This window comes from Klebsiella sp. H-Nf2, assembly GCF_002806645.1.
Lineage (GTDB): Bacteria > Pseudomonadota > Gammaproteobacteria > Enterobacterales > Enterobacteriaceae > Klebsiella > Klebsiella variicola.
In genome coordinates, this window is sequence record NZ_PIBL01000002.1 from 513,998 (window position 1) to 534,224 (window position 20,227).

General features: G+C 57.5%; 13 protein-coding genes. 10 read left to right on the top strand and 3 right to left on the bottom strand.

All coding sequences use genetic code 11. From position 1 onward, the window contains the following. The first annotated feature begins 13 nt into the window (after positions 1-13). Both gudD and CWM58_RS09235 read left to right on the top strand, forming a co-directional pair. On the top strand, positions 14-1,354 hold the full coding sequence (gene gudD / locus CWM58_RS09230; protein WP_100680786.1) for a glucarate dehydratase: 1,341 nt from the start codon (positions 14-16) through the stop codon (positions 1,352-1,354). A gap of 72 nt (positions 1,355-1,426) precedes the next feature. Continuing rightward, a complete protein-coding gene (locus CWM58_RS09235; RefSeq protein WP_032731169.1) occupies positions 1,427-2,566 on the top strand; it encodes a glycerate kinase in 1,140 nt (379 codons plus the stop codon). A gap of 373 nt (positions 2,567-2,939) precedes the next feature. On the opposite strand, the gene barA is transcribed toward CWM58_RS09235, so the two are convergent. Continuing rightward, positions 2,940-5,690 (bottom strand): two-component sensor histidine kinase BarA, encoded by a 2,751-nt coding sequence (gene barA, locus CWM58_RS09245; protein ID WP_100680787.1) that lies wholly within the window; start codon positions 5,688-5,690, stop codon positions 2,940-2,942. Positions 5,691-5,802: 112 nt separating this feature from the next. Here barA and rlmD point away from each other — a divergent pair, with 112 nt between their 5' ends. The 5 genes from rlmD (at position 5,803) to eno (ending at position 13,665) form a co-directional block, all read left to right on the top strand. After that, positions 5,803-7,107, top strand: coding sequence for a 23S rRNA (uracil(1939)-C(5))-methyltransferase RlmD (gene rlmD, locus CWM58_RS09250; RefSeq protein ID WP_100680788.1), 1,305 nt, complete (start codon positions 5,803-5,805; stop codon positions 7,105-7,107). Positions 7,108-7,228: 121 nt separating this feature from the next. Next, on the top strand, positions 7,229-9,466 hold the full coding sequence (gene relA, locus CWM58_RS09255; RefSeq protein ID WP_061153497.1) for a GTP diphosphokinase: 2,238 nt from the start codon (positions 7,229-7,231) through the stop codon (positions 9,464-9,466). 111 nt (positions 9,467-9,577) lie between these two features. Then, complete coding sequence (gene mazG / locus CWM58_RS09260; protein ID WP_100680789.1) at positions 9,578-10,369, top strand: nucleoside triphosphate pyrophosphohydrolase; 792 nt, start codon at positions 9,578-9,580, stop codon at positions 10,367-10,369. Positions 10,370-10,648: 279 nt separating this feature from the next. Beyond that, the gene (gene pyrG / locus CWM58_RS09265) at positions 10,649-12,286 is read left to right on the top strand and encodes a glutamine hydrolyzing CTP synthase (RefSeq protein WP_061153499.1); all 1,638 of its coding nucleotides are present in this window, start codon (positions 10,649-10,651) and stop codon (positions 12,284-12,286) included. An 80-nt stretch (positions 12,287-12,366) separates the two neighbouring features. Further along, positions 12,367-13,665, top strand: a complete 1,299-nt coding sequence (eno, locus tag CWM58_RS09270) for a phosphopyruvate hydratase (RefSeq protein WP_061153500.1) — start codon at positions 12,367-12,369, stop codon at positions 13,663-13,665. 63 nt (positions 13,666-13,728) lie between these two features. Here the strand turns inward: eno and CWM58_RS09275 are convergent, their stop codons facing one another. Continuing rightward, positions 13,729-14,838, bottom strand: a complete 1,110-nt coding sequence (locus CWM58_RS09275) for an SDR family oxidoreductase (protein ID WP_074387736.1) — start codon at positions 14,836-14,838, stop codon at positions 13,729-13,731. A gap of 475 nt (positions 14,839-15,313) precedes the next feature. On the opposite strand from CWM58_RS09275, the gene queE reads away from it, so the two are divergent. Beyond that, on the top strand, positions 15,314-15,985 hold the full coding sequence (gene queE, locus CWM58_RS09280) for a 7-carboxy-7-deazaguanine synthase QueE (protein WP_008806241.1): 672 nt from the start codon (positions 15,314-15,316) through the stop codon (positions 15,983-15,985). Positions 15,986-16,025: 40 nt separating this feature from the next. On the opposite strand, the gene queD is transcribed toward queE, so the two are convergent. Next, entirely contained in the window at positions 16,026-16,391 is a 366-nt protein-coding gene (gene queD / locus CWM58_RS09285) for a 6-carboxytetrahydropterin synthase QueD (protein ID WP_012967329.1), read from the bottom strand. 316 nt (positions 16,392-16,707) lie between these two features. Here queD and cysJ point away from each other — a divergent pair, with 316 nt between their 5' ends. Beyond that, positions 16,708-18,507: an NADPH-dependent assimilatory sulfite reductase flavoprotein subunit gene (gene cysJ / locus CWM58_RS09290; RefSeq protein ID WP_100680790.1), complete on the top strand. Its 1,800-nt coding sequence runs from the start codon at positions 16,708-16,710 to the stop codon at positions 18,505-18,507. Then, on the top strand, positions 18,507-20,219 hold the full coding sequence (gene cysI, locus CWM58_RS09295; RefSeq protein WP_061153512.1) for an assimilatory sulfite reductase (NADPH) hemoprotein subunit: 1,713 nt from the start codon (positions 18,507-18,509) through the stop codon (positions 20,217-20,219). The genes cysJ and cysI overlap by 1 nt, the downstream gene beginning before the upstream one ends. The last annotated feature ends 8 nt before the right edge of the window (positions 20,220-20,227 follow it).

Here is a 20,227-nt window from a genome sequence, read left to right on the forward strand (position 1 = left end):
AAAGGATGATGCTATGACGACTTTCACTTCAACGCCCGTTGTTACGACCATGCAGGTGATCCCGGTTGCCGGCCATGACAGCATGCTGATGAACCTGAGCGGCGCGCACGCCCCGTACTTCACCCGCAATATCGTGATTATCAAAGATAACGCCGGGCATACCGGCGTCGGCGAAATCCCCGGCGGCGAAAAAATCCGCCAGACCCTGGAAGATGCCGCGCCGCTGGTGGTGGGCAAAACGCTGGGCGAGTACAAGAATGTGCTGGGCGCGGTGCGCAATCAGTTTGCCGACCGCGACGCCGGGGGCCGCGGCCTGCAGACCTTCGACCTGCGTACCACCATTCACGTGGTAACCGGGATTGAAGCGGCGCTGCTGGACCTGCTGGGCCAGCACCTTGGCGTCAATGTCGCTTCCCTGCTTGGCGATGGCCAGCAGCGCAGCGAAGTCGAAATGCTGGGCTATCTGTTTTTTGTCGGCAACCGCCACGCCACGCCGCTGGCCTATCAGAGCCAGCCGGATGAGCAGTGCGAATGGTATCGCCTGCGCCATGAAGAGGCGATGACGCCGGATGCGGTGGTCCGCCTGGCGGAAGCGGCGTATGAAAAATATGGTTTCAACGACTTTAAGCTGAAGGGCGGCGTGCTGGCCGGTTTTGAAGAAGCTGAGGCGATCAGCGCCCTGGCGAAGCGTTTCCCCGATGCGCGCGTGACCCTCGACCCCAACGGCGCCTGGCTGCTTGATGAAGCCATTCAGATAGGTAAACAGCTGAAAGGTGTGCTGGCCTATGCGGAAGATCCGTGCGGCGCCGAACAGGGCTTTTCCGGCCGCGAAGTGATGGCCGAGTTCCGCCGCGCGACGGGCCTGCCGACCGCGACCAATATGATCGCCACCGACTGGCGACAGATGGGCCATACCTTGTCCCTGCAGTCGGTGGATATCCCGCTGGCTGACCCGCACTTCTGGACCATGCAGGGGTCGGTGCGTGTGGCGCAGATGTGCCATGAGTTCGGCCTGACCTGGGGATCGCACTCCAATAACCACTTCGACGTGTCGCTGGCGATGTTCACCCACGTCGCGGCAGCGGCGCCGGGCAAAATCACCGCGATTGATACCCACTGGATTTGGCAGGAGGGCAACCAGCGTCTGACCAAACAACCTTTTGAAATAAAAGGCGGTATGGTGCAGGTACCGAGTACCCCGGGCCTGGGGGTTGAGCTGGATATGGACCGCGTGATGCAGGCAAATGAGCTATATAAGAAACATGGTCTTGGCGCCCGCGACGATGCGATGGCGATGCAGTATCTGATCCCGGGCTGGACCTTTGACAACAAGCGTCCATGCATGGTGCGCTAAATGGCCGCCGGCCTCTGCGGGGGCCGGCATTGCGCGACAGCGCCAGGGGTTGGCTCAGAGTAAGGACAGCACATGAAAATAGTGATCGCACCGGATTCCTGGAAGGAGAGTCTGAGCGCGCTGGAAGTGGCCACGGCGATAGAGCAAGGCTTTCGCGAGATTTATCCTGACGCGGAGTACGTCAAGCTGCCGGTTGCCGACGGTGGTGAAGGGACGGTGGAAGCCATGGTGGCGGCGACCGGCGGGCATCAGGTTCCGCTGACGGTCACCGGGCCGCTGGGTGAACCGGTTGAGGCATTTTATGGGCTGTCCGGCGATCGCCAGTGCGCCTTTATCGAAATGGCGGCAGCCAGCGGGCTGGAGAGCGTCCCGCCGGCGCAGCGTAATCCGCTGCTAACCACCTCCTGGGGGACCGGGGAGCTTATCCGCCACGCGCTGGACGCCGGCGTGCGGCAGATCATTATTGGCATTGGCGGCAGTGCGACCAATGACGGTGGCGCCGGGATGGCGCAGGCGCTGGGGGCGAAACTGTTGACCGCCGACGGCCAGCAAATCGCCTCCGGGGGCGGTGCGCTGGAGACGCTGGCGCGTATCGACCTTAGCGAACTCGATCCGCGGCTGGCAGATTGCCGGATTGAGGTTGCCTGCGACGTCACCAACCCGCTAACCGGCCCGCAGGGGGCCAGCGCGGTGTTTGGCCCGCAAAAAGGGGCGACGACGCAGATGATCGACCGCCTCGACAGCGGCCTGCTGCACTATGCCCGGATTATCGCCCGCGATTTAGATATCGATGTGCTGAGCCTGGAAGGCGGCGGCGCAGCGGGCGGCATGGGGGCGGCGCTGTATGCGTTTTGTGGCGCAACGCTGCGCCCGGGCATTGAGATCGTCACCGATGCGTTGCAGCTGGCGACGCGGGTGGCGGATGCCGATTTAGTGATCACCGGCGAAGGGCGTATCGATAGCCAGACGATCCACGGCAAGGTGCCGGTGGGGGTAGCGAAGGTGGCGAAGCGTTTTAACGTCCCGGTGATTGGGATTGCCGGCAGCCTTACCGCCGATGTCGGGGTGGTGCATCAGCACGGGCTGGATGCGGTATTCAGCGTGTTATATACCATCTGTACCCTGGATGAAGCGCTGGCCAATGCCGCCGCCAACCTGCGGATGACGGCGCGTAACGTCGCCGCGGTTTTGCAGATGGGCGGTAAGCGGTAACCCGGCTGGCGTAGTGGTATTTGTCGCCCGGATAAGGTGCGTAGCACCGCGATCCGGGAACCGTCCCCGGTGGCGCTTACGCTTACCGGGGCTACCAACCGAATACCGGACCGTAGCACCGCGATCCGGGAACCGTCCCCGGTGGCGCTTACGCTTACCGGGGCTACCAACCGAATACCGGACCGTAACACTGCGATCCGGGAACCGTCCCCGGTGGCGCTTACGCTTACCGGGGCTACCAACCGAGTACTGGACCGTAACACTGCGAGCCGGGAACCATCCCCGGTGGCGCTTACGCTTACCGGGGCTACCAACCGAGTACTGGACCGTAGGGCGTAGCCCGGATGAGGCGCGTAGCGCCGCTATCCGGGGTTTACACTCCCATCCGGCAAGCTTCGCGGGCCACATTATCCATCTCGTCTAACAGCTCGAGCAGCTCCGGCTCCAGATCCTCGGCGGCGGTACCCGCCCGCAGCTGACTCTCCAGGGTATGACAGAGCTTTTTCAGCCGCGGCACGCCGCTGTAGCTACAGCTGCCGTGCAGCTTGTGGATCAGATCCACCAGCCCTTCCGGCTGCTCGCCGACCAGCTGCTCTTCCACTTTATTACGCACCTCCGGCATAAAGGCGATCAGCATCTGCAGCATCTCCCGCGCCAGATCCGGCTTCATGGCGGCCTGACGCAGCGCCAGCTGCCAGTCAAGCGTCAGGTTATGGTCGATGACCGGCTCTGCGGGCGGTAGCGCCGCCGGAGCGACGCTGTGCAGGCCGGGCTGATAGCGCAGCAGCAGAGCGTGCAGTTTCTCTTCTTCAATCGGCTTCGCCAGATAATCGTTCATGCCGGCGCTCAACAGCTTCTCCCGCTGGCCCTCCAGGGCGTGCGCGGTGACTGCAATCACCGGGGTCTGCTGATGATGTGACAGATGATGAATCAGCTCGCAGGCGCGGATGCCGTCCATATCCGGCATCTGAATATCCATTAGGATCAGATCCATCTGCAGCCGCTTGGCCTGGTCCACGGCCTGCTGGCCGCTGTCGCAGAGGATCACCTGCTGCACAAGGTCGTCCAGCAGGGCGCCAATCAGCTTCAGGTTAGCCGGATTGTCGTCGACGGCCATCACGGTCATCGGCAGCTTATGGCTGTCGGCCTGCGTCAACGGCGCGGAAGCCGGCGCATGATTGGTAGCCACCAGCGCCGGCAGCAGACGGGTGGTGGTGAGCGGTTTCAACAGGCAGGCAGCGACGCCGTCGCGCTTCAGGGCTTCGGCGCTGACCTGGGCATGGCATGGCAAAGCGAGCAGCACGTTGTCAGACATCGCGCAGGCTTTGACTAATTTCTCCCGGTGCGGCGACAAATCGCGCATTGAGACCGGGATGCCGACCAGCAGAATGTCGTACTGCGCTTCCGCCAGCGAGGAGAAGGTAGGGCTGTAGATCACCTCCAGCGGCGTGGCGGCCAGCATCTCCAGCGTACATTGCGCCGCCGTCGCGTTGGCTTCCACATAGGCCAGACGTTTGCCCGTCAGCCCGTCGGTGTTCAACATATCCGGAATGGCGTTCGGGTTGAGATCGAGGCTGATATGGAACCAGAAGGTGGAGCCGCGGTTCGGCTGACTGTGGAACGAAATATCGCCGCCCATCTCTTTGACCAGACGCTGGGTGATCACCAGCCCAAGCCCGGTGCCGCCGTGACGGCGTGAAATGCTGGCATCGGCCTGACGGAAGGCCTGGAACAGTCGGGACTGGTCGCGCTCGGGGATGCCGATGCCGGTATCGTGGATCTGAATTTCGATCTGTACCCGCGAGTTGCTGATGGCCCGCTGCTCCACCAGCACGTCGATATTGCCGTGCTCGGTGAATTTAATCGCATTGCCCACGAGGTTGGTCACAATCTGCTGCAGACGCAGCGGATCGCCAATGACGTTATCCGGCACATTGTTCTTAATGTTCAGCGTCAGTTCCAGCCCTTTATCGTGCGCGGAATGCGCCAGCAGGGTGACCACTTCATCAAGCGAGGTGCGCAGCAGGAACGGAATACTCTCCAGAATCAGCTTCCCGGCCTCCAGCTTGGAAAAGTCGAGCACGTCATTGATGATCGCCAGCAGATTATTGGCCGAACGTTCGATGGTGGTCAGGTGGTCGCGCTGCGTGGCGTTGAGATCGGTTTTCAGCGTCAGGCGGGTAAAGCCGATCACCCCATTGAGCGGGGTGCGCAGTTCGTGGGACATATTGGCCAGGAACTCAGACTTAATGCGCGCCGCCTCCTGGGCGCGCTTTTTCGCCAGGTCCAGCTCAACGTTCTGGATCTCCATCTGCTCAAGGGTTTCCCGCAGATCGGAGGTCGCCTGGTCGACGTTGTGCTGCATCTCCTCATGATACGCCGCCAGCGACATGGCCATCGAGTTAATGCCGTTTTTCAACATATCCAGTTCGCCGAGCATAAAGCCCTCGACCCGGCTGTCCAGCTGTCCGCGGCGGATGCGGTCGACGGTGTTGACCATATTGCGGATTGGCCCGGTGACGTCGCGCATCAGGCGCCAGCCGAAGATCAGCGCGATGCCAATGCAGAACAGCATCATCACACTGGAGATGAAAATCTCTTTGTACTGCTGGAGGCGGACTGATTTCAGATCCAGCTCCAGCGCGACGTAGCCCAGCATATTGCCCGGCATTTTGGCGTCAGATTCGGGGGACTCATCGGGCGAATAGCTTTCCGAGACGATCGGCGTGCGCAGGATCATGATGTCGCCGTCGCGGATGACGCTGAGACGGCGGGGAAATGCCTCGCCTTTCGGGATCTGCAGTTCGCTGGGGTTGAGCTGGTAATTGGAGGTGACAAACAGCCGGTTATGCGAATCATACACCGAGATGGCCCGCACGATCTCCGAATGACGCCGATGCAGGACGCTGATCAGCTGGCCGATGGATTCGCGGTTTTGCAAATTCATGCCATATTCGCTGGAGACCGCCAGCGGCTCAATAATGCTGGCGCCGGCGTCCTCCAGCTGGCGTTGCAGGTCGTTATAACGATGAGCAACAAAGAAAATACTGAGCAACAGCCCAATCAGGACGGTTGGCGCCAGTATCAGAATCATCATGCGAGCACGCAGGCTGTAGTTGGTCATGCGGTTCCATTATGGGAGAATATAGACATCATCGTTCTGTGCGCGTCGGTGCGCTTCGCGGCACTGCCGCCCTGAACGAGCTCGTTTTATTTGATTGAGACAACTCTCTACGATGGCGCAATTCTACTCTGCAAAACGGCGTGTGACGACGCGCCAGATCATAACCGTTACAGTCAATGACCTCGATCCCTTTGGTCAGGGCGTTGCCCGCCACCAGGGGAAGGCGCTGTTCGTGAGCGGTGTGCTGCCGCAGGAGCAGGCCGAGGTGGTGCTGGTGGAAGACAAAAAACAGTACGCCCGCGCCCAGGTGAAACGCCGTCTAACCGACAGCCCGCAGCGCCAGGCGCCGCGCTGCCCGCATTTTGGCGTCTGCGGCGGCTGCCAACAACAGCATGCCAGCGTCGTGCTTCAGCAGCAAAGTAAACGCGCCGCGCTGGCGCGGCTGATGAAGCGTGAGGTGGATGAGGTCATCGCCGGCGTGCCGTGGGGCTACCGCCGTCGCGCGCGCTTAAGCTTGAATTATCAGCCAAAGACCCAACAATTGCAGATGGGTTTTCGCCAGGCCAACGCCAAAGCGATCGTCGATGTGGTGCAATGCCCTGTTTTGGTGCCCCAACTTGAGGCATTGCTGCCTGCCGTGCGCGAGTGCTTAAGCGCGCTGAGCGCATTACGCCACCTCGGCCACGTCGAGCTGGTGCAGGCGGACAACGGCCCGCTGATGGTGCTGCGCCATACCGCTGCCCTGCCAGCGGGCGACAGGGAAAAACTGGAACGCTTTTCGCAAACTCACGGTCTTTCCCTGTACCTCGCGCCGCAAAGCGAGATACTGGAACATATTCATGGCGAAGCGCCATGGTATACCTCAGACGGACTACGCTTAGTGTTCAGTCCGCGGGATTTTATCCAGGTCAACGACGGCGTGAATCAGCAGATGGTGCGTACTGCGCTGGAATGGCTGGATCTGCAGCCAGAGGACCGGGTACTGGATCTGTTCTGCGGAATGGGCAATTTTACCCTGCCGCTGGCGACTCGCGCCGCCCACGTGGTGGGGGTGGAAGGGGTGCCCGCGCTGGTAGAAAAGGGGCGGGAAAACGCCGCCCTCAATGGTTTATCAAATGTCACTTTCTTCCATGAAAATCTGGAAGAGGATGTCACCCGTCAGGCCTGGGCGAAGCACGGCTTTGATAAAGTGCTGCTGGACCCGGCCCGCGCCGGCGCGCCGGGCGTGATGCCGCATATTATAAAACTGGCACCGCGGCGGGTGGTGTATGTTTCCTGCAATCCGGCGACGCTGGCGCGAGACAGCGAAACCCTGTTGCAGGCTGGATATCAGATTCAACGCCTGGCGATGCTGGATATGTTCCCGCATACCGGTCATCTGGAATCAATGGTGTTGTTTGAGCGCAGGCTTACATAAGGTCATTCACAACGTCGCAGAAGAGCTACCCTGGCCGTCAATGCTGACGCGACCTGCAGGATGACATGTAGAAAGTTGAGGCTTGCCGACTTCGGCAGGCCGGTCCCTTAAGGAGAGGACAATGGTTGCGGTAAGAAGTGCACATCTTAATAAAGCTGGTGAATTTGACCCGAAGAAATGGATCGCGAGTCTGGGGATTTCCAGCCAGCAGTCGTGTGAGCGCTTAGCCGAAACCTGGGATTATTGTCGCGAAAAAACGCAAGGACACCCGCAGGCAGACCTGCTGCTGTGGCGTGGCGTCGAAATGGTGGAGATTCTGTCCACCCTGAGTATGGATCTCGATACGCTGCGCGCGGCGCTGTTGTTTCCACTGGCGGACGGTGAAGTCGTCAGTGAAGAGGTCATGCAGGAGAGCGTGGGTAAATCGGTCGTGACCCTGATTCACGGGGTGCGGGACATGGCCGCTATCCGCCAGTTAAAAGCCACCCATACCGACTCGGTATCTTCCGAGCAGGTGGATAACATTCGCCGCATGCTGCTGGCGATGGTTGACGATTTCCGTTGCGTGGTCATCAAGCTTGCTGAGCGGATCGCGCATCTGCGCGAGGTCAAAGACGCGCCGGAAGATGAACGCGTACTGGCGGCGAAAGAGTGCACCAATATCTATGCGCCGCTGGCGAACCGCTTAGGTATCGGCCAGCTGAAGTGGGAGCTGGAAGATTACTGCTTCCGTTATCTGCATCCGGCAGAATACAAGCGTATAGCTAAACTGCTCCACGAACGTCGTATCGACCGTGAGCATTACATCGACGAGTTCGTCGGCCACCTGCGCTCGGAGATGAAAGCCGAAGGCGTCAAGGCGGAAGTCTATGGCCGGCCGAAACACATCTACAGCATCTGGCGCAAAATGCAGAAAAAACACCTCGCGTTTGACGAGCTGTTTGACGTTCGCGCGGTGCGCATCGTGGCCGAGCGTTTGCAGGATTGTTACGCCGCGCTAGGGATCGTCCATACCCACTATCGTCACCTGCCGGATGAATTCGATGACTACGTGGCCAACCCGAAACCCAACGGCTATCAGTCTATTCATACCGTGGTGCTGGGCCCGAGCGGCAAGACGGTGGAGATTCAAATTCGCACCCGGCAGATGCATGAAGATGCTGAGCTTGGCGTGGCCGCGCACTGGAAGTACAAAGAGGGCGCGGGAGCGGGCACCGGCGGTGGCCGTGGCTATGAGGACCGCATCGCCTGGCTGCGTAAGCTGATTGCCTGGCAGGAAGAGATGGCCGACTCTGGCGAAATGCTCGACGAAGTGCGCAGTCAGGTCTTCGACGATCGGGTCTATGTCTTTACGCCGAAAGGCGACGTGGTGGACCTGCCGGCGGGGTCGACGCCGCTCGACTTTGCCTACCATATCCACAGCGACGTCGGCCATCGTTGCATCGGCGCCAAAATTGGCGGCCGTATCGTGCCGTTCACCTACCAGCTGCAGATGGGCGATCAGATTGAAATTATTACTCAGAAGCAGCCGAACCCGAGCCGTGACTGGCTGAATCCTAACCTCGGTTACGTGACCACCAGCCGCGGACGCTCCAAGATCCACGCCTGGTTCCGTAAGCAGGACCGCGACAAGAACATTCTCGCCGGGCGGCAGATCCTCGACGACGAGCTGGAGCATCTGGGCATCGGCCTTAAGGATGCGGAAAAACACCTGCTGCCGCGCTACAACTTCAACGAGCTCGATGAACTGCTGGCCGCCATCGGCGGCGGCGATATCCGTCTCAACCAGATGGTCAATTTCCTGCAGGCGCAGTTCAATAAACCGAGCGCCGCTGAGCAGGATGCGGCCGCGCTGAAGCAGCTGCAGCAGAAAACCTACGCCCCACAGAACCGCACCAAGGACAATGGCCGGGTGGTGGTGGAAGGGGTAGGCAACCTGATGCACCATATTGCCCGCTGCTGCCAGCCGATCCCGGGCGATGAGATCGTCGGCTTTATCACCCAGGGGCGCGGGATTTCCGTGCATCGCGCCGACTGCGATCAGCTGGCTGAACTGCAGTCGCATGCCCCGGAGCGCATCGTCGATGCGGTATGGGGTGAAAGCTACTCGGCGGGCTACTCGCTGGTGGTCAGAGTGGAGGCGAACGATCGCAGCGGGTTACTGCGCGATATCACCACCATCCTCGCCAATGAGAAGGTGAACGTGCTGGGTGTCGCCAGCCGGAGCGATACCCGTCAGCAGCTGGCAACCATCGATATGACCATTGAGATTTACAACCTGCAGGTGCTGGGCCGGGTGCTTGGTAAGCTCAACCAGGTGCCCGATGTCATTGACGCGCGCCGTCTGCACGGCGGTTAATTCGTCTGTAGGCCGGATAAGGCGAAGCCGCCATCCGGCAATTTCGCAACGTCGGATAAGGTCTAAACGCCTTATCCGGTCGACTATTTTTTACATTTCCAGGATTGTCACATGACTCAAATTGACCGCTTGCTCGGCATCATGCGCCGCCTGCGCGACCCGGAAAACGGCTGCCCGTGGGATAAAGAGCAGACTTTCGCCACCATCGCCCCGTATACCCTCGAAGAAACCTATGAAGTACTGGACGCCATTTCGCGAGAGGATTTTGACGACCTGCGCGGTGAGCTGGGCGATCTGCTGTTCCAGGTGGTGTTCTATGCGCAAATGGCGCAGGAGGAGGAACGCTTTAACTTTGACGATATCTGCGCCGCCATCAGCGACAAGCTGGAGCGTCGCCATCCCCATATTTTCGCTGATGCTACCGCAGGAAACAGCAGCGAAGTCCTGGCCCGCTGGGAGCAGATCAAAAGCGCGGAGCGGGCGGAAAAAGCCCAGCATTCGGCGCTGGACGACATTCCCCATAGCCTGCCGGCGCTGATGCGCGCGCATAAAATCCAGCGCCGCTGCTCGGCGGTCGGTTTCGACTGGACCTCGCTGGGACCGGTGCTCGACAAGGTGCATGAAGAAATTGATGAAGTGATGCATGAAGCGCAGCAGGCGGTGGTGGATGAAGCAAAACTGGAAGAGGAAGTCGGCGATCTGCTGTTTGCCACGGTGAATTTATCCCGTCATTTGGGCGTCAAAGCCGAGGTCGCGCTGCAGAAAGCGAACCTCAAATTTGAGCGTCGCTTCCGTGAAGTCGAGCGCATTGTCGCCGCCCGCGGCCTCGAAATGACCGGTGTCGACCTCGATACCATGGAAGAAGTGTGGCAGGAAGTAAAGCGCCAGGAAACTGATCTCTAACGAGTTTTCGTGATCAAGCGCGATTTGTGTGATTTTATAAATAACAAGCGCTTGATTTACGTCAAAAACATTTCGCCAAAAGCGTCTATTTTCTCTTTCCGTTATGTCGTTGAAACACCATGTAGCCTGCCTCTTCGAGTTGTTCGAGTCGCAACACAGGTGCAACTTGAAGAACGAAGGGGAGGGGAGAATGAAAGTTTGTGGCGTCACGCATGTTCGGGTATACTACTTTCCCGTCCTGGTTATTCCATCGTTTTACCCTAACTTCTCAGGTTCAGCATGACAACGAACTATATTTTTGTGACCGGCGGGGTCGTATCCTCTCTGGGTAAAGGCATTGCCGCAGCCTCCCTGGCAGCCATTCTTGAAGCCCGTGGTCTCAACGTGACCATCATGAAACTGGATCCGTACATCAACGTCGATCCGGGCACCATGAGCCCAATCCAGCATGGGGAAGTGTTCGTTACTGAAGACGGCGCAGAAACCGATCTGGACCTGGGCCACTATGAGCGTTTCATCCGTACCAAGATGACGCGTCGCAACAACTTCACCACCGGCCGTATCTACTCTGATGTACTGCGTAAAGAGCGTCGTGGTGACTATCTGGGCGCGACCGTTCAGGTTATCCCGCACATCACCAACGCTATCAAAGAGCGCGTACTGGCGGGTGGCGAAGGCCATGACGTGGTGCTGGTGGAAATCGGCGGTACTGTAGGCGACATCGAATCCCTGCCGTTCCTCGAAGCCATTCGTCAGATGGCGGTAGAAATCGGCCGCGAGCATACCCTGTTTATGCACCTGACCCTGGTGCCGTACATGGCCGCCGCGGGCGAAGTCAAAACCAAGCCGACCCAGCACTCCGTGAAAGAGCTGCTCTCCATCGGTATTCAGCCAGATATCCTGATCTGCCGCTCAGACCGCGCAGTTCCGGCCAACGAACGTGCGAAAATTGCTTTGTTCTGTAACGTTCCGGAAAAGGCTGTGATTTCTCTGAAAGACGTCGATTCCATTTATAAAATTCCGGGCCTGTTGAAATCTCAAGGGCTGGACGATTATATTTGTAAACGATTCAGCTTAACTTGTCCGGAAGCAAACCTGGCCGAATGGGAACAGGTAATCTATGAAGAAGCCAATCCGGCAGGCGAAGTCACCATCGGTATGGTCGGTAAGTACATTGAACTGCCGGATGCCTACAAGTCGGTGATTGAAGCGCTGAAACACGGTGGTCTGAAAAATCGCGTGACCGTCAACATCAAGCTGATCGATTCGCAGGATGTGGAAACGCGTGGCGTCGAAATCCTTAAGAATTTGGACGCGATCCTTATCCCGGGCGGCTTCGGCTACCGCGGTGTAGAAGGTAAGATCGCCACCGCGCGCTATGCGCGTGAGAACAATATTCCTTATCTGGGCATCTGCCTGGGTATGCAGGTTGCGCTGATTGAATTCGCGCGCAACGTAGCGGGCATGGAAAACGCCAACTCTACGGAATTTGTGCCAGACTGTAAGTACCCGGTGGTGGCGCTGATTACCGAATGGCGTGACGAAGAAGGCAACGTTGAGGTTCGTTCTGAGAAGAGCGATCTTGGCGGCACCATGCGCCTGGGTGCGCAGCAGTGCCAGCTGGATGATGATTCTCTGGTTCGTCAGCTGTATGGCGAGCCGACTATCACCGAGCGCCATCGTCACCGCTACGAAGTCAACAACATGTTGTTGAAACCGATTGAAGCTGCTGGTCTGCGCGTTGCGGGCCGTTCCGGGGATGATCAGTTGGTCGAGATCATCGAAGTGCCGAACCATCCGTGGTTTGTTGCCTGCCAGTTCCACCCGGAGTTTACTTCGACGCCGCGTGACGGCCACCCGCTGTTTGCCGGCTTTGTGAAAGCCGCGAGCGAGTACCAGAAGCGTCAGGCGAAGTAAAAGAGTTAGAACGGCAATGCACCCAACTGGGTGCATTGTTTGTCTGGAGTTTTAGTTTAACTTGTACTGAGGAAAACCTAATGTCCAAAATCGTTAAAGTCATCGGTCGTGAAATCATCGACTCCCGTGGTAACCCGACTGTTGAAGCCGAAGTACACCTGGAAGGTGGTTTCGTCGGTATGGCAGCTGCTCCGTCAGGTGCTTCTACTGGTTCCCGCGAAGCGCTGGAACTGCGCGATGGCGACAAATCCCGTTTCCTGGGTAAAGGCGTAACCAAAGCTGTTGCTGCGGTAAACGGCCCGATCGCTCAGGCAATCCTGGGCAAAGATGCTAAAGATCAGGCTGGCATCGACAAGATCATGATCGACCTGGACGGTACTGAAAACAAATCTAACTTCGGTGCGAACGCTATCCTGGCTGTTTCTCTGGCAAACGCCAAAGCAGCTGCAGCGTCCAAAGGCCTGCCGCTGTACGCGCACATCGCGGAACTGAACGGCACTCCGGGCAAATACTCCATGCCGGTTCCGATGATGAACATCATCAACGGTGGTGAGCACGCTGACAACAACGTCGATATCCAGGAATTCATGATTCAGCCGGTTGGCGCGCCGACCCTGAAAGAAGCCGTACGCATGGGTTCTGAAGTGTTCCATCACCTGGCGAAAGTGCTGAAGTCCAAAGGCATGAACACTGCCGTTGGTGACGAAGGCGGCTACGCGCCGAACCTGGGTTCTAACGCCGAAGCACTGGCTGTTATCGCTGAAGCGGTTAAAGCAGCTGGCTACGAGCTGGGCAAAGACATCACCCTGGCGATGGACTGCGCAGCATCTGAATTCTACAAAGATGGTAAATACGTTCTGGCTGGCGAAGGCAACAAAGCGTTCACCTCTGAAGAGTTCACTCACTTCCTGGAAGATCTGACCAAACAGTACCCGATCGTCTCCATCGAAGATGGCCTGGACGAATCTGACTGGGACGGTTTCGCATACCAGACCAAAGTACTGGGCGACAAAATCCAGCTGGTTGGTGACGACCTGTTCGTAACCAACACCAAGATCCTGAAAGAAGGTATCGATAAAGGCATCGCTAACTCCATCCTGATCAAATTCAACCAGATCGGTTCTCTGACCGAAACTCTGGCTGCAATCAAGATGGCGAAAGACGCTGGCTACACCGCTGTCATCTCTCACCGTTCTGGTGAAACTGAAGACGCGACCATCGCTGACCTGGCTGTCGGTACCGCTGCAGGCCAGATCAAAACCGGTTCTATGAGCCGTTCTGACCGCGTTGCTAAATACAACCAGCTGATTCGTATCGAAGAAGCGCTGGGTGAGCAAGCGCCGTTCAACGGTCGTAAAGAGATCAAAGGCCAGGCTTAATCCTGTCTTTGTGAAATAAAAATGCCAGCCTCAGGGCTGGCATTTTTTTTACGCCGTCAGCCATCATTTAAAATCGACGGCCATTTGCTGGGGGATAGACAGCCCGCGGGTGGTCTCCACGCAGCGGTCGATGTAATCCGTAAAGCGCGGTGGTTTTGGCATTCCCATGCTCAACAGCTTGTCGTTGCTAAAGCGCACGTTCAGCGTGGCGAAGGCGCCATATAAACGCATGGCTTTCAGCATCAGACGTTCATTGCATGGCCCAAAGATCCCTTTCAGTTCACGACGCATTTTGACCAGCGTTTCATAGCTGACCTGGGCGTACTTATCCCCTACCGGGGCCTGCTCCAGTGCCTGGGCCATCGCCCGGTCGATTTCGGCAAACTTCACGCTATTCTCCTCCCCGGCAGAGATGTGCACCACCTCGCCGTGGGCCAGCGGCTGGTTAAGCAGCATCAGCAGGGCATCAGCGCAGTAGTCCACCGGGATGACATCGATTCGGTCTTCCATGGAACATAAAAATTTCTGCAGCATCAGCCCCATGCTGAACACCCAGAAAATACTGCTGGAAGGCCGGCAGCCGTGATGAGTATGACCCACCACGATAGAGGGGCGGGCAATGACCAGCGGCAGCGTAGGGCAATGCTGCTGCATCAACTGCTCGATGGTCGATTTCGAGTGGGTGTATTCCACCAGGTGCTCAGCGCGTTCCCGAAACTCCGCGCTTTCGGCGACCAGTGAATCCGGCTCAGGTGAGCAGGACATGGCTGTGCCGACGTGCAGAAAACGCTGTAGACCCTCAACCTGCGCCATCCGTTGCGCCAGGCGCAACGTACCCTCAACGTTAACCTTCCAGATGAGCGGGTTGCTGCCAAATGAGGCGACAGCGGCGCAGTTGAGGACATGTGTCACCTGATCGAGGCGCGGATCGTTAAGAAAATGCTCCGGAGAGGCGAGATCGCCCAGCAGGATATGCTGCGGGTGAAGCATCGCCAGCTTCTCCTCGGCAATATTGAACTTACGCATGTTCTCTTTGACCCGTTCGAGGCCTGCCTCGGGGCTATCAGCACGCACCAGCAGCAGCAGGTCTAACCGGGTTTCCTGATGGAGTATTTTCTCTAACGCGGCACCGCCCAGAAACCCCGTAACGCCGGTAATTAATAATGTGGTCATAAACGCTATCTCATTATGGTTGGTCTGCGGGATTCTAGGCGGGCAAAAGTAAACGACGATTAAATAAAAAAGGGGCCCGTTCAGGGCTTTATTAAGACCAGTTTAAGGTTATTATCACCGGCGGATTGAATTAGACTCTCAGATCAGATAGATAATTCACTCTTTCATGTATCTGTTTGTACACAACTGAATTTTAAGGTTTTTTGTTTTGATCTCTGGAACTTTTATTTTATCCGGAATGACAGGGATAACATTTTCTGTTACATATTTTCCGCCCACGCGTCAGAATGCTATTTATTTTAATTCTTATCATGCTAATAAACTAAGCCAAAAGAAAAGATTGCTTTTTTAATCAATAATATTATTCCCGACACGGATATTGACGGATGGGTAAAAAAGGGATCGCAGCGCAGGACAAGACCTGTGCGCTGAAATCTGCGATAATGGACGTTTATGACCCTAAACAGAGATGACTATGCAGTACCCGATTAACGAGATGTTCCAGACCCTGCAAGGCGAGGGTTACTTCACTGGCGTGCCTGCCATTTTTATTCGTCTGCAGGGATGCCCGGTAGGATGCGCGTGGTGTGACACCAAGCATACCTGGGACAAGCTGGCCGATCGGGAAGTGTCGTTGTTCAGCATTCTGGCGAAAACTAAAGAGAGTGATAAATGGGGTCCGGCAAGCAGCGAGGATCTGCTGGCGATTATTGGACGTCAGGGGTGGACTGCCCGCCACGTGGTCATTACCGGCGGTGAACCCTGCATTCATGATTTAACGCCGTTAACCTCGCTTCTGGAACAAAACGGCTTTAGCTGTCAGATTGAAACCAGCGGCACCCATGAAGTGCGCTGCAGCCACAACACCTGGGTGACGGTATCCCCTAAGGTCAATATGCGTGGCGGGTATGATGTGCTGTCTCAGGCTCTGCAGCGGGCGGATGAGATCAAGCATCCGGTAGGGCGCGTCCGCGACATCGAAGCGCTGGACGAACTGCTGGAAACGCTGAGCGATGACAAACCGCGGATCATCGCCCTGCAGCCGATCAGTCAGAAAGAAGACGCGACGCGCCTGTGTATCGACACTTGCATCGCCCGCAACTGGCGCCTGTCCATGCAGACGCACAAGTATTTGAATATTGCCTGAAAAAAAGCCCGGCAGCGTACTGACCGGGCTTTTTTTTCGCTTACTCGCCGCGATAGATGCAGCCAGCGGTGCAGGTCTCTTTGACCATCACGGCGCTCAGCAGCGGTACCCGCGGTTTCATCTCATCCCAGATCCATTTCGCCAGCACTTCGCTGGTGGGGTTTTCCAGACCGGGGATATCGTTCAGATAATAGTGGTCCAGGCGATCGTATGTCGGCTTGAAGGCGGCCTTCAGCTCGGCAAAATCCATGATCCACCCGGTATGGGGATCGACTTCACCGGTGATCTCCAGACGCACCATAAAGGAGTGGCCATGCAGGCGACCGCATTTGTGTCCTTCCGGAACGTGCGGCAGGTGGTGGGCGGCTTCGAAGGTGAAATCTTTAAACAGCGTGGTGGACATCATTGACTCTCAACAGGACGAAAAAAACCGCCGTAGGGTACCGGAAAGCACATTTTTTCGCATTAACTAAAACGGCCCTGAACAGAAAATGGACACATTTATCTGGGTTATCTGGATTAAATGGTTATATTTCATGTGGTTATTTAATCGATTTTGTTGTTAATAACTACAACTAAAACAGGTTAGTCCATTTGGTTATTTATTATTTCCATCCCTTCTTTAATTGTTACTATCAGCACCGTTACCCTTCTATTCTCTTCTGTTTTTGTCGCGCTGACAGGGTGCGAATAACAGCTTTGCTTACTGGAACAAACGACGCATGACGACACAGGCCTCACCTTCCAACTTGCTGCCGCTCAACCCGGAGCAACTGGCGCGCCTTCAGGCGGCCACCACTGACTTCACGCCTACCCAGCTTGCCTGGGTGTCTGGCTATTTCTGGGGCGTGCTGAATCAGCAGTCCGGCGCGGCTGTGGCCGTTCCTGTCCAGGCCGCTGAGGTGCCCTCGATCACGCTGATTTCCGCCTCGCAAACCGGCAACGCCCGTCGCGTCGCCGAAGCGCTGCGCGACGATCTGCTGGCAGCGAAGCTGAACGTGAAGCTGGTGAATGCAGGCGATTATAAATTCAAACAAATTGCTGCGGAAAAACTGCTGGTGGTCGTGACGTCCACCCAGGGGGAAGGTGAGCCGCCGGAAGAAGCGGTCGCATTGCATAAGTTCCTGTTCTCGAAAAAAGCGCCGAAGCTGGACGGGACCGCGTTCGCTGTCTTTGGCCTCGGCGATACTTCTTATGAATTCTTCTGCCAGTCCGGCAAAGATTTCGACAGCAAGCTGGCCGAGCTCGGCGCGGAACGCCTGCTCGATCGCGTCGATGCCGACGTCGAATATCAGACCGCGGCTGCGGAATGGCGCGCGCGCGTCGTTGAGGTGCTGAAAGCCCGTGCGCCAGTTGCCGCGCCCGCTCAGCTGGCCACCAGCGGCGCGGTGAACGACATCCATACCAGCCCGTACACCAAAGAGGCTCCACTGTCGGCGACCCTGTCGGTCAACCAGAAAATCACTGGCCGCGATTCCGAAAAAGATGTGCGCCATATTGAAATTGACCTCGGTGATTCCGGTCTGCGCTATCAGCCGGGCGACGCGCTGGGCGTCTGGTATCAAAACGATCCTCAGCTGGTCAAAGAGCTGGTGGAGCTGCTGTGGCTGAAAGGTGACGAGCCGGTAACCGTTGATGGCAAAACTCTGCCGCTGGCGGAAGCGCTGGAGTGGCATTTTGAGCTGACGGTTAACACCGCGACTATCGTCGAAAACTACGCCACCCTGACCCGCAGCGAATCGCTGCTGCCGCTGGTGGGAGATAAAGCTCAGCTGCAGCAGTATGCTGCTGCGACGCCGATCATCGATATGGTCCGTTTCTCCCCGGCACAGCTGGACGCCGAGGCGTTAATCGGTCTGCTGCGTCCGCTGACGCCGCGCCTGTACTCGATTGCCTCCTCGCAGGCGGAAGCGGAAAGCGAAGTACATGTCACCGTAGGCGTAGTGCGCTATGAAATTGAAGGTCGCGCCCGCGCTGGCGGTGCCTCCAGCTTCCTCGCCGACCGCGTGGAAGAAGATGGCGAAGTCCGCGTCTTTATTGAACACAACGACAACTTCCGTCTGCCGGCTAACCCGGAGACGCCGGTGATCATGATTGGCCCGGGCACCGGTATTGCGCCGTTCCGCGCCTTTATGCAGCAGCGCGCAGCGGACGGGGCGCAAGGCAAGAACTGGTTATTCTTCGGCAACCCGCACTTCACTGAAGATTTCCTCTATCAGGTGGAGTGGCAGAGCTATGTGAAGGAAGGTCTGCTGACCCGTATCGATCTGGCCTGGTCCCGCGATCAACAACAAAAAGTCTACGTGCAGGACAAACTGCGCGAGCAGGGAGCCGAGCTGTGGCGCTGGATCAATGATGGCGCCCACATTTATGTCTGCGGCGACGCCAATCGTATGGCGAAAGACGTGGAACATACTTTACTGGAAGTGATTGCCGAATACGGCGCGATGGACGCCGAAGCGGCGGACGAATTTTTAAGTGAGCTGCGCGTTGAGCGCCGTTATCAGCGAGATGTCTACTAATGAGCGAAAAACATCCGGGGCCTTTAGTGGTCGAAGGTAAACTGACCGATGCCGAGCGCATGAAGCTTGAGAGCAACTACCTGCGCGGCACCATTGCGGAAGATTTAAACGACGGTCTGACCGGCGGTTTTAAAGGTGATAACTTCCTGCTGATCCGTTTCCACGGCATGTACCAGCAGGACGATCGCGATATCCGCGCGGAACGCGCCGCCCAGAAGCTGGAGCCGCGTCATGCGATGCTGCTGCGCTGCCGTCTGCCGGGCGGGGTGATCACCACTACCCAGTGGAAGGCGATCGATAAGTTTGCCGCTGACAACACCATTTACGGCAGTATTCGCCTGACCAACCGGCAGACGTTCCAGTTCCACGGTATTCTGAAAAAGAACGTGAAGCCGGTGCATCAGATGCTGCACTCGGTAGGGCTGGACGCGCTGGCCACCGCCAACGATATGAACCGTAACGTGCTGTGCACCTCCAACCCGCATGAGTCGCAGCTGCACGCTGAGGCCTACGAGTGGGCGAAAAAGATCTCCGAGCATCTGCTGCCGCGTACCCGCGCTTATGCCGAGATCTGGCTGGATCAGAAAAAGGTCGCGACTACCGACGAAGAGCCGATCCTCGGTCAGACCTATCTGCCGCGTAAGTTTAAAACGACGGTGGTGATCCCGCCGCAGAACGATATCGATCTGCACGCTAATGACATGAACTTCGTGGCGATCGCCGAAAACGGCAAGCTGGTGGGCTTTAACCTGCTGGTGGGCGGCGGTCTCTCTATCGAACACGGCAACAAGAAAACCTACGCCCGCACGGCGAGCGAATTCGGCTATCTGCCACTGGAGCATACTCTGGCGGTGGCGGAAGCGGTCGTGACTACCCAGCGCGACTGGGGCAACCGTACCGACCGTAAGAATGCGAAAACCAAGTACACCCTTGAGCGCGTTGGCGTCGAAACCTTCAAGGCGGAAGTGGAGCGCCGGGCTGGCATTAAGTTTGAGCCGATCCGTCCGTACGAATTCACCGGCCGCGGCGACCGCATCGGCTGGGTGAAAGGGATTGATGACAAATGGCACCTGACGCTGTTTATTGAAAACGGCCGCATTCTCGATTATCCGGGACGCCCGCTGAAGACTGGCCTGCTGGAGATTGCTAAGATCCATAAAGGCGAATTCCGCATCACCGCCAACCAGAACCTGATCATCGCCAGCGTACCGGAAGATCAGAAGGCGCGGATCGAGAAGCTGGCGCGGGATCATGGTCTGATGAATGCCGTTACTCCGCAGCGCGAAAACTCGATGGCCTGCGTCTCCTTCCCGACCTGCCCGCTGGCAATGGCGGAAGCCGAACGTTTCCTGCCGTCGTTTATCGACAAGGTGGAAGGGGTGATGAACAAGCACGGCGTGAGCGATGAGCATATCGTCACCCGCGTCACCGGCTGCCCGAACGGCTGTGGTCGCGCGATGCTGGCGGAAGTGGGGCTGGTGGGCAAAGCGCCAGGCCGCTACAACCTGCACCTTGGCGGTAACCGCAGCGGCACCCGCATCCCGCGGATGTACCGTGAAAATATTACCGAGTCGGAAATTCTCGACTCGCTAGACGAACTGGTAGGGCGCTGGGCGAAAGAGCGTGAAGCGGGTGAAGGCTTCGGCGACTTTACGGTGCGTGCGGGCATCATTCGCCCGGTGCTCGACCCAGCCCGCGATTTCTGGGAATAACATCCTGG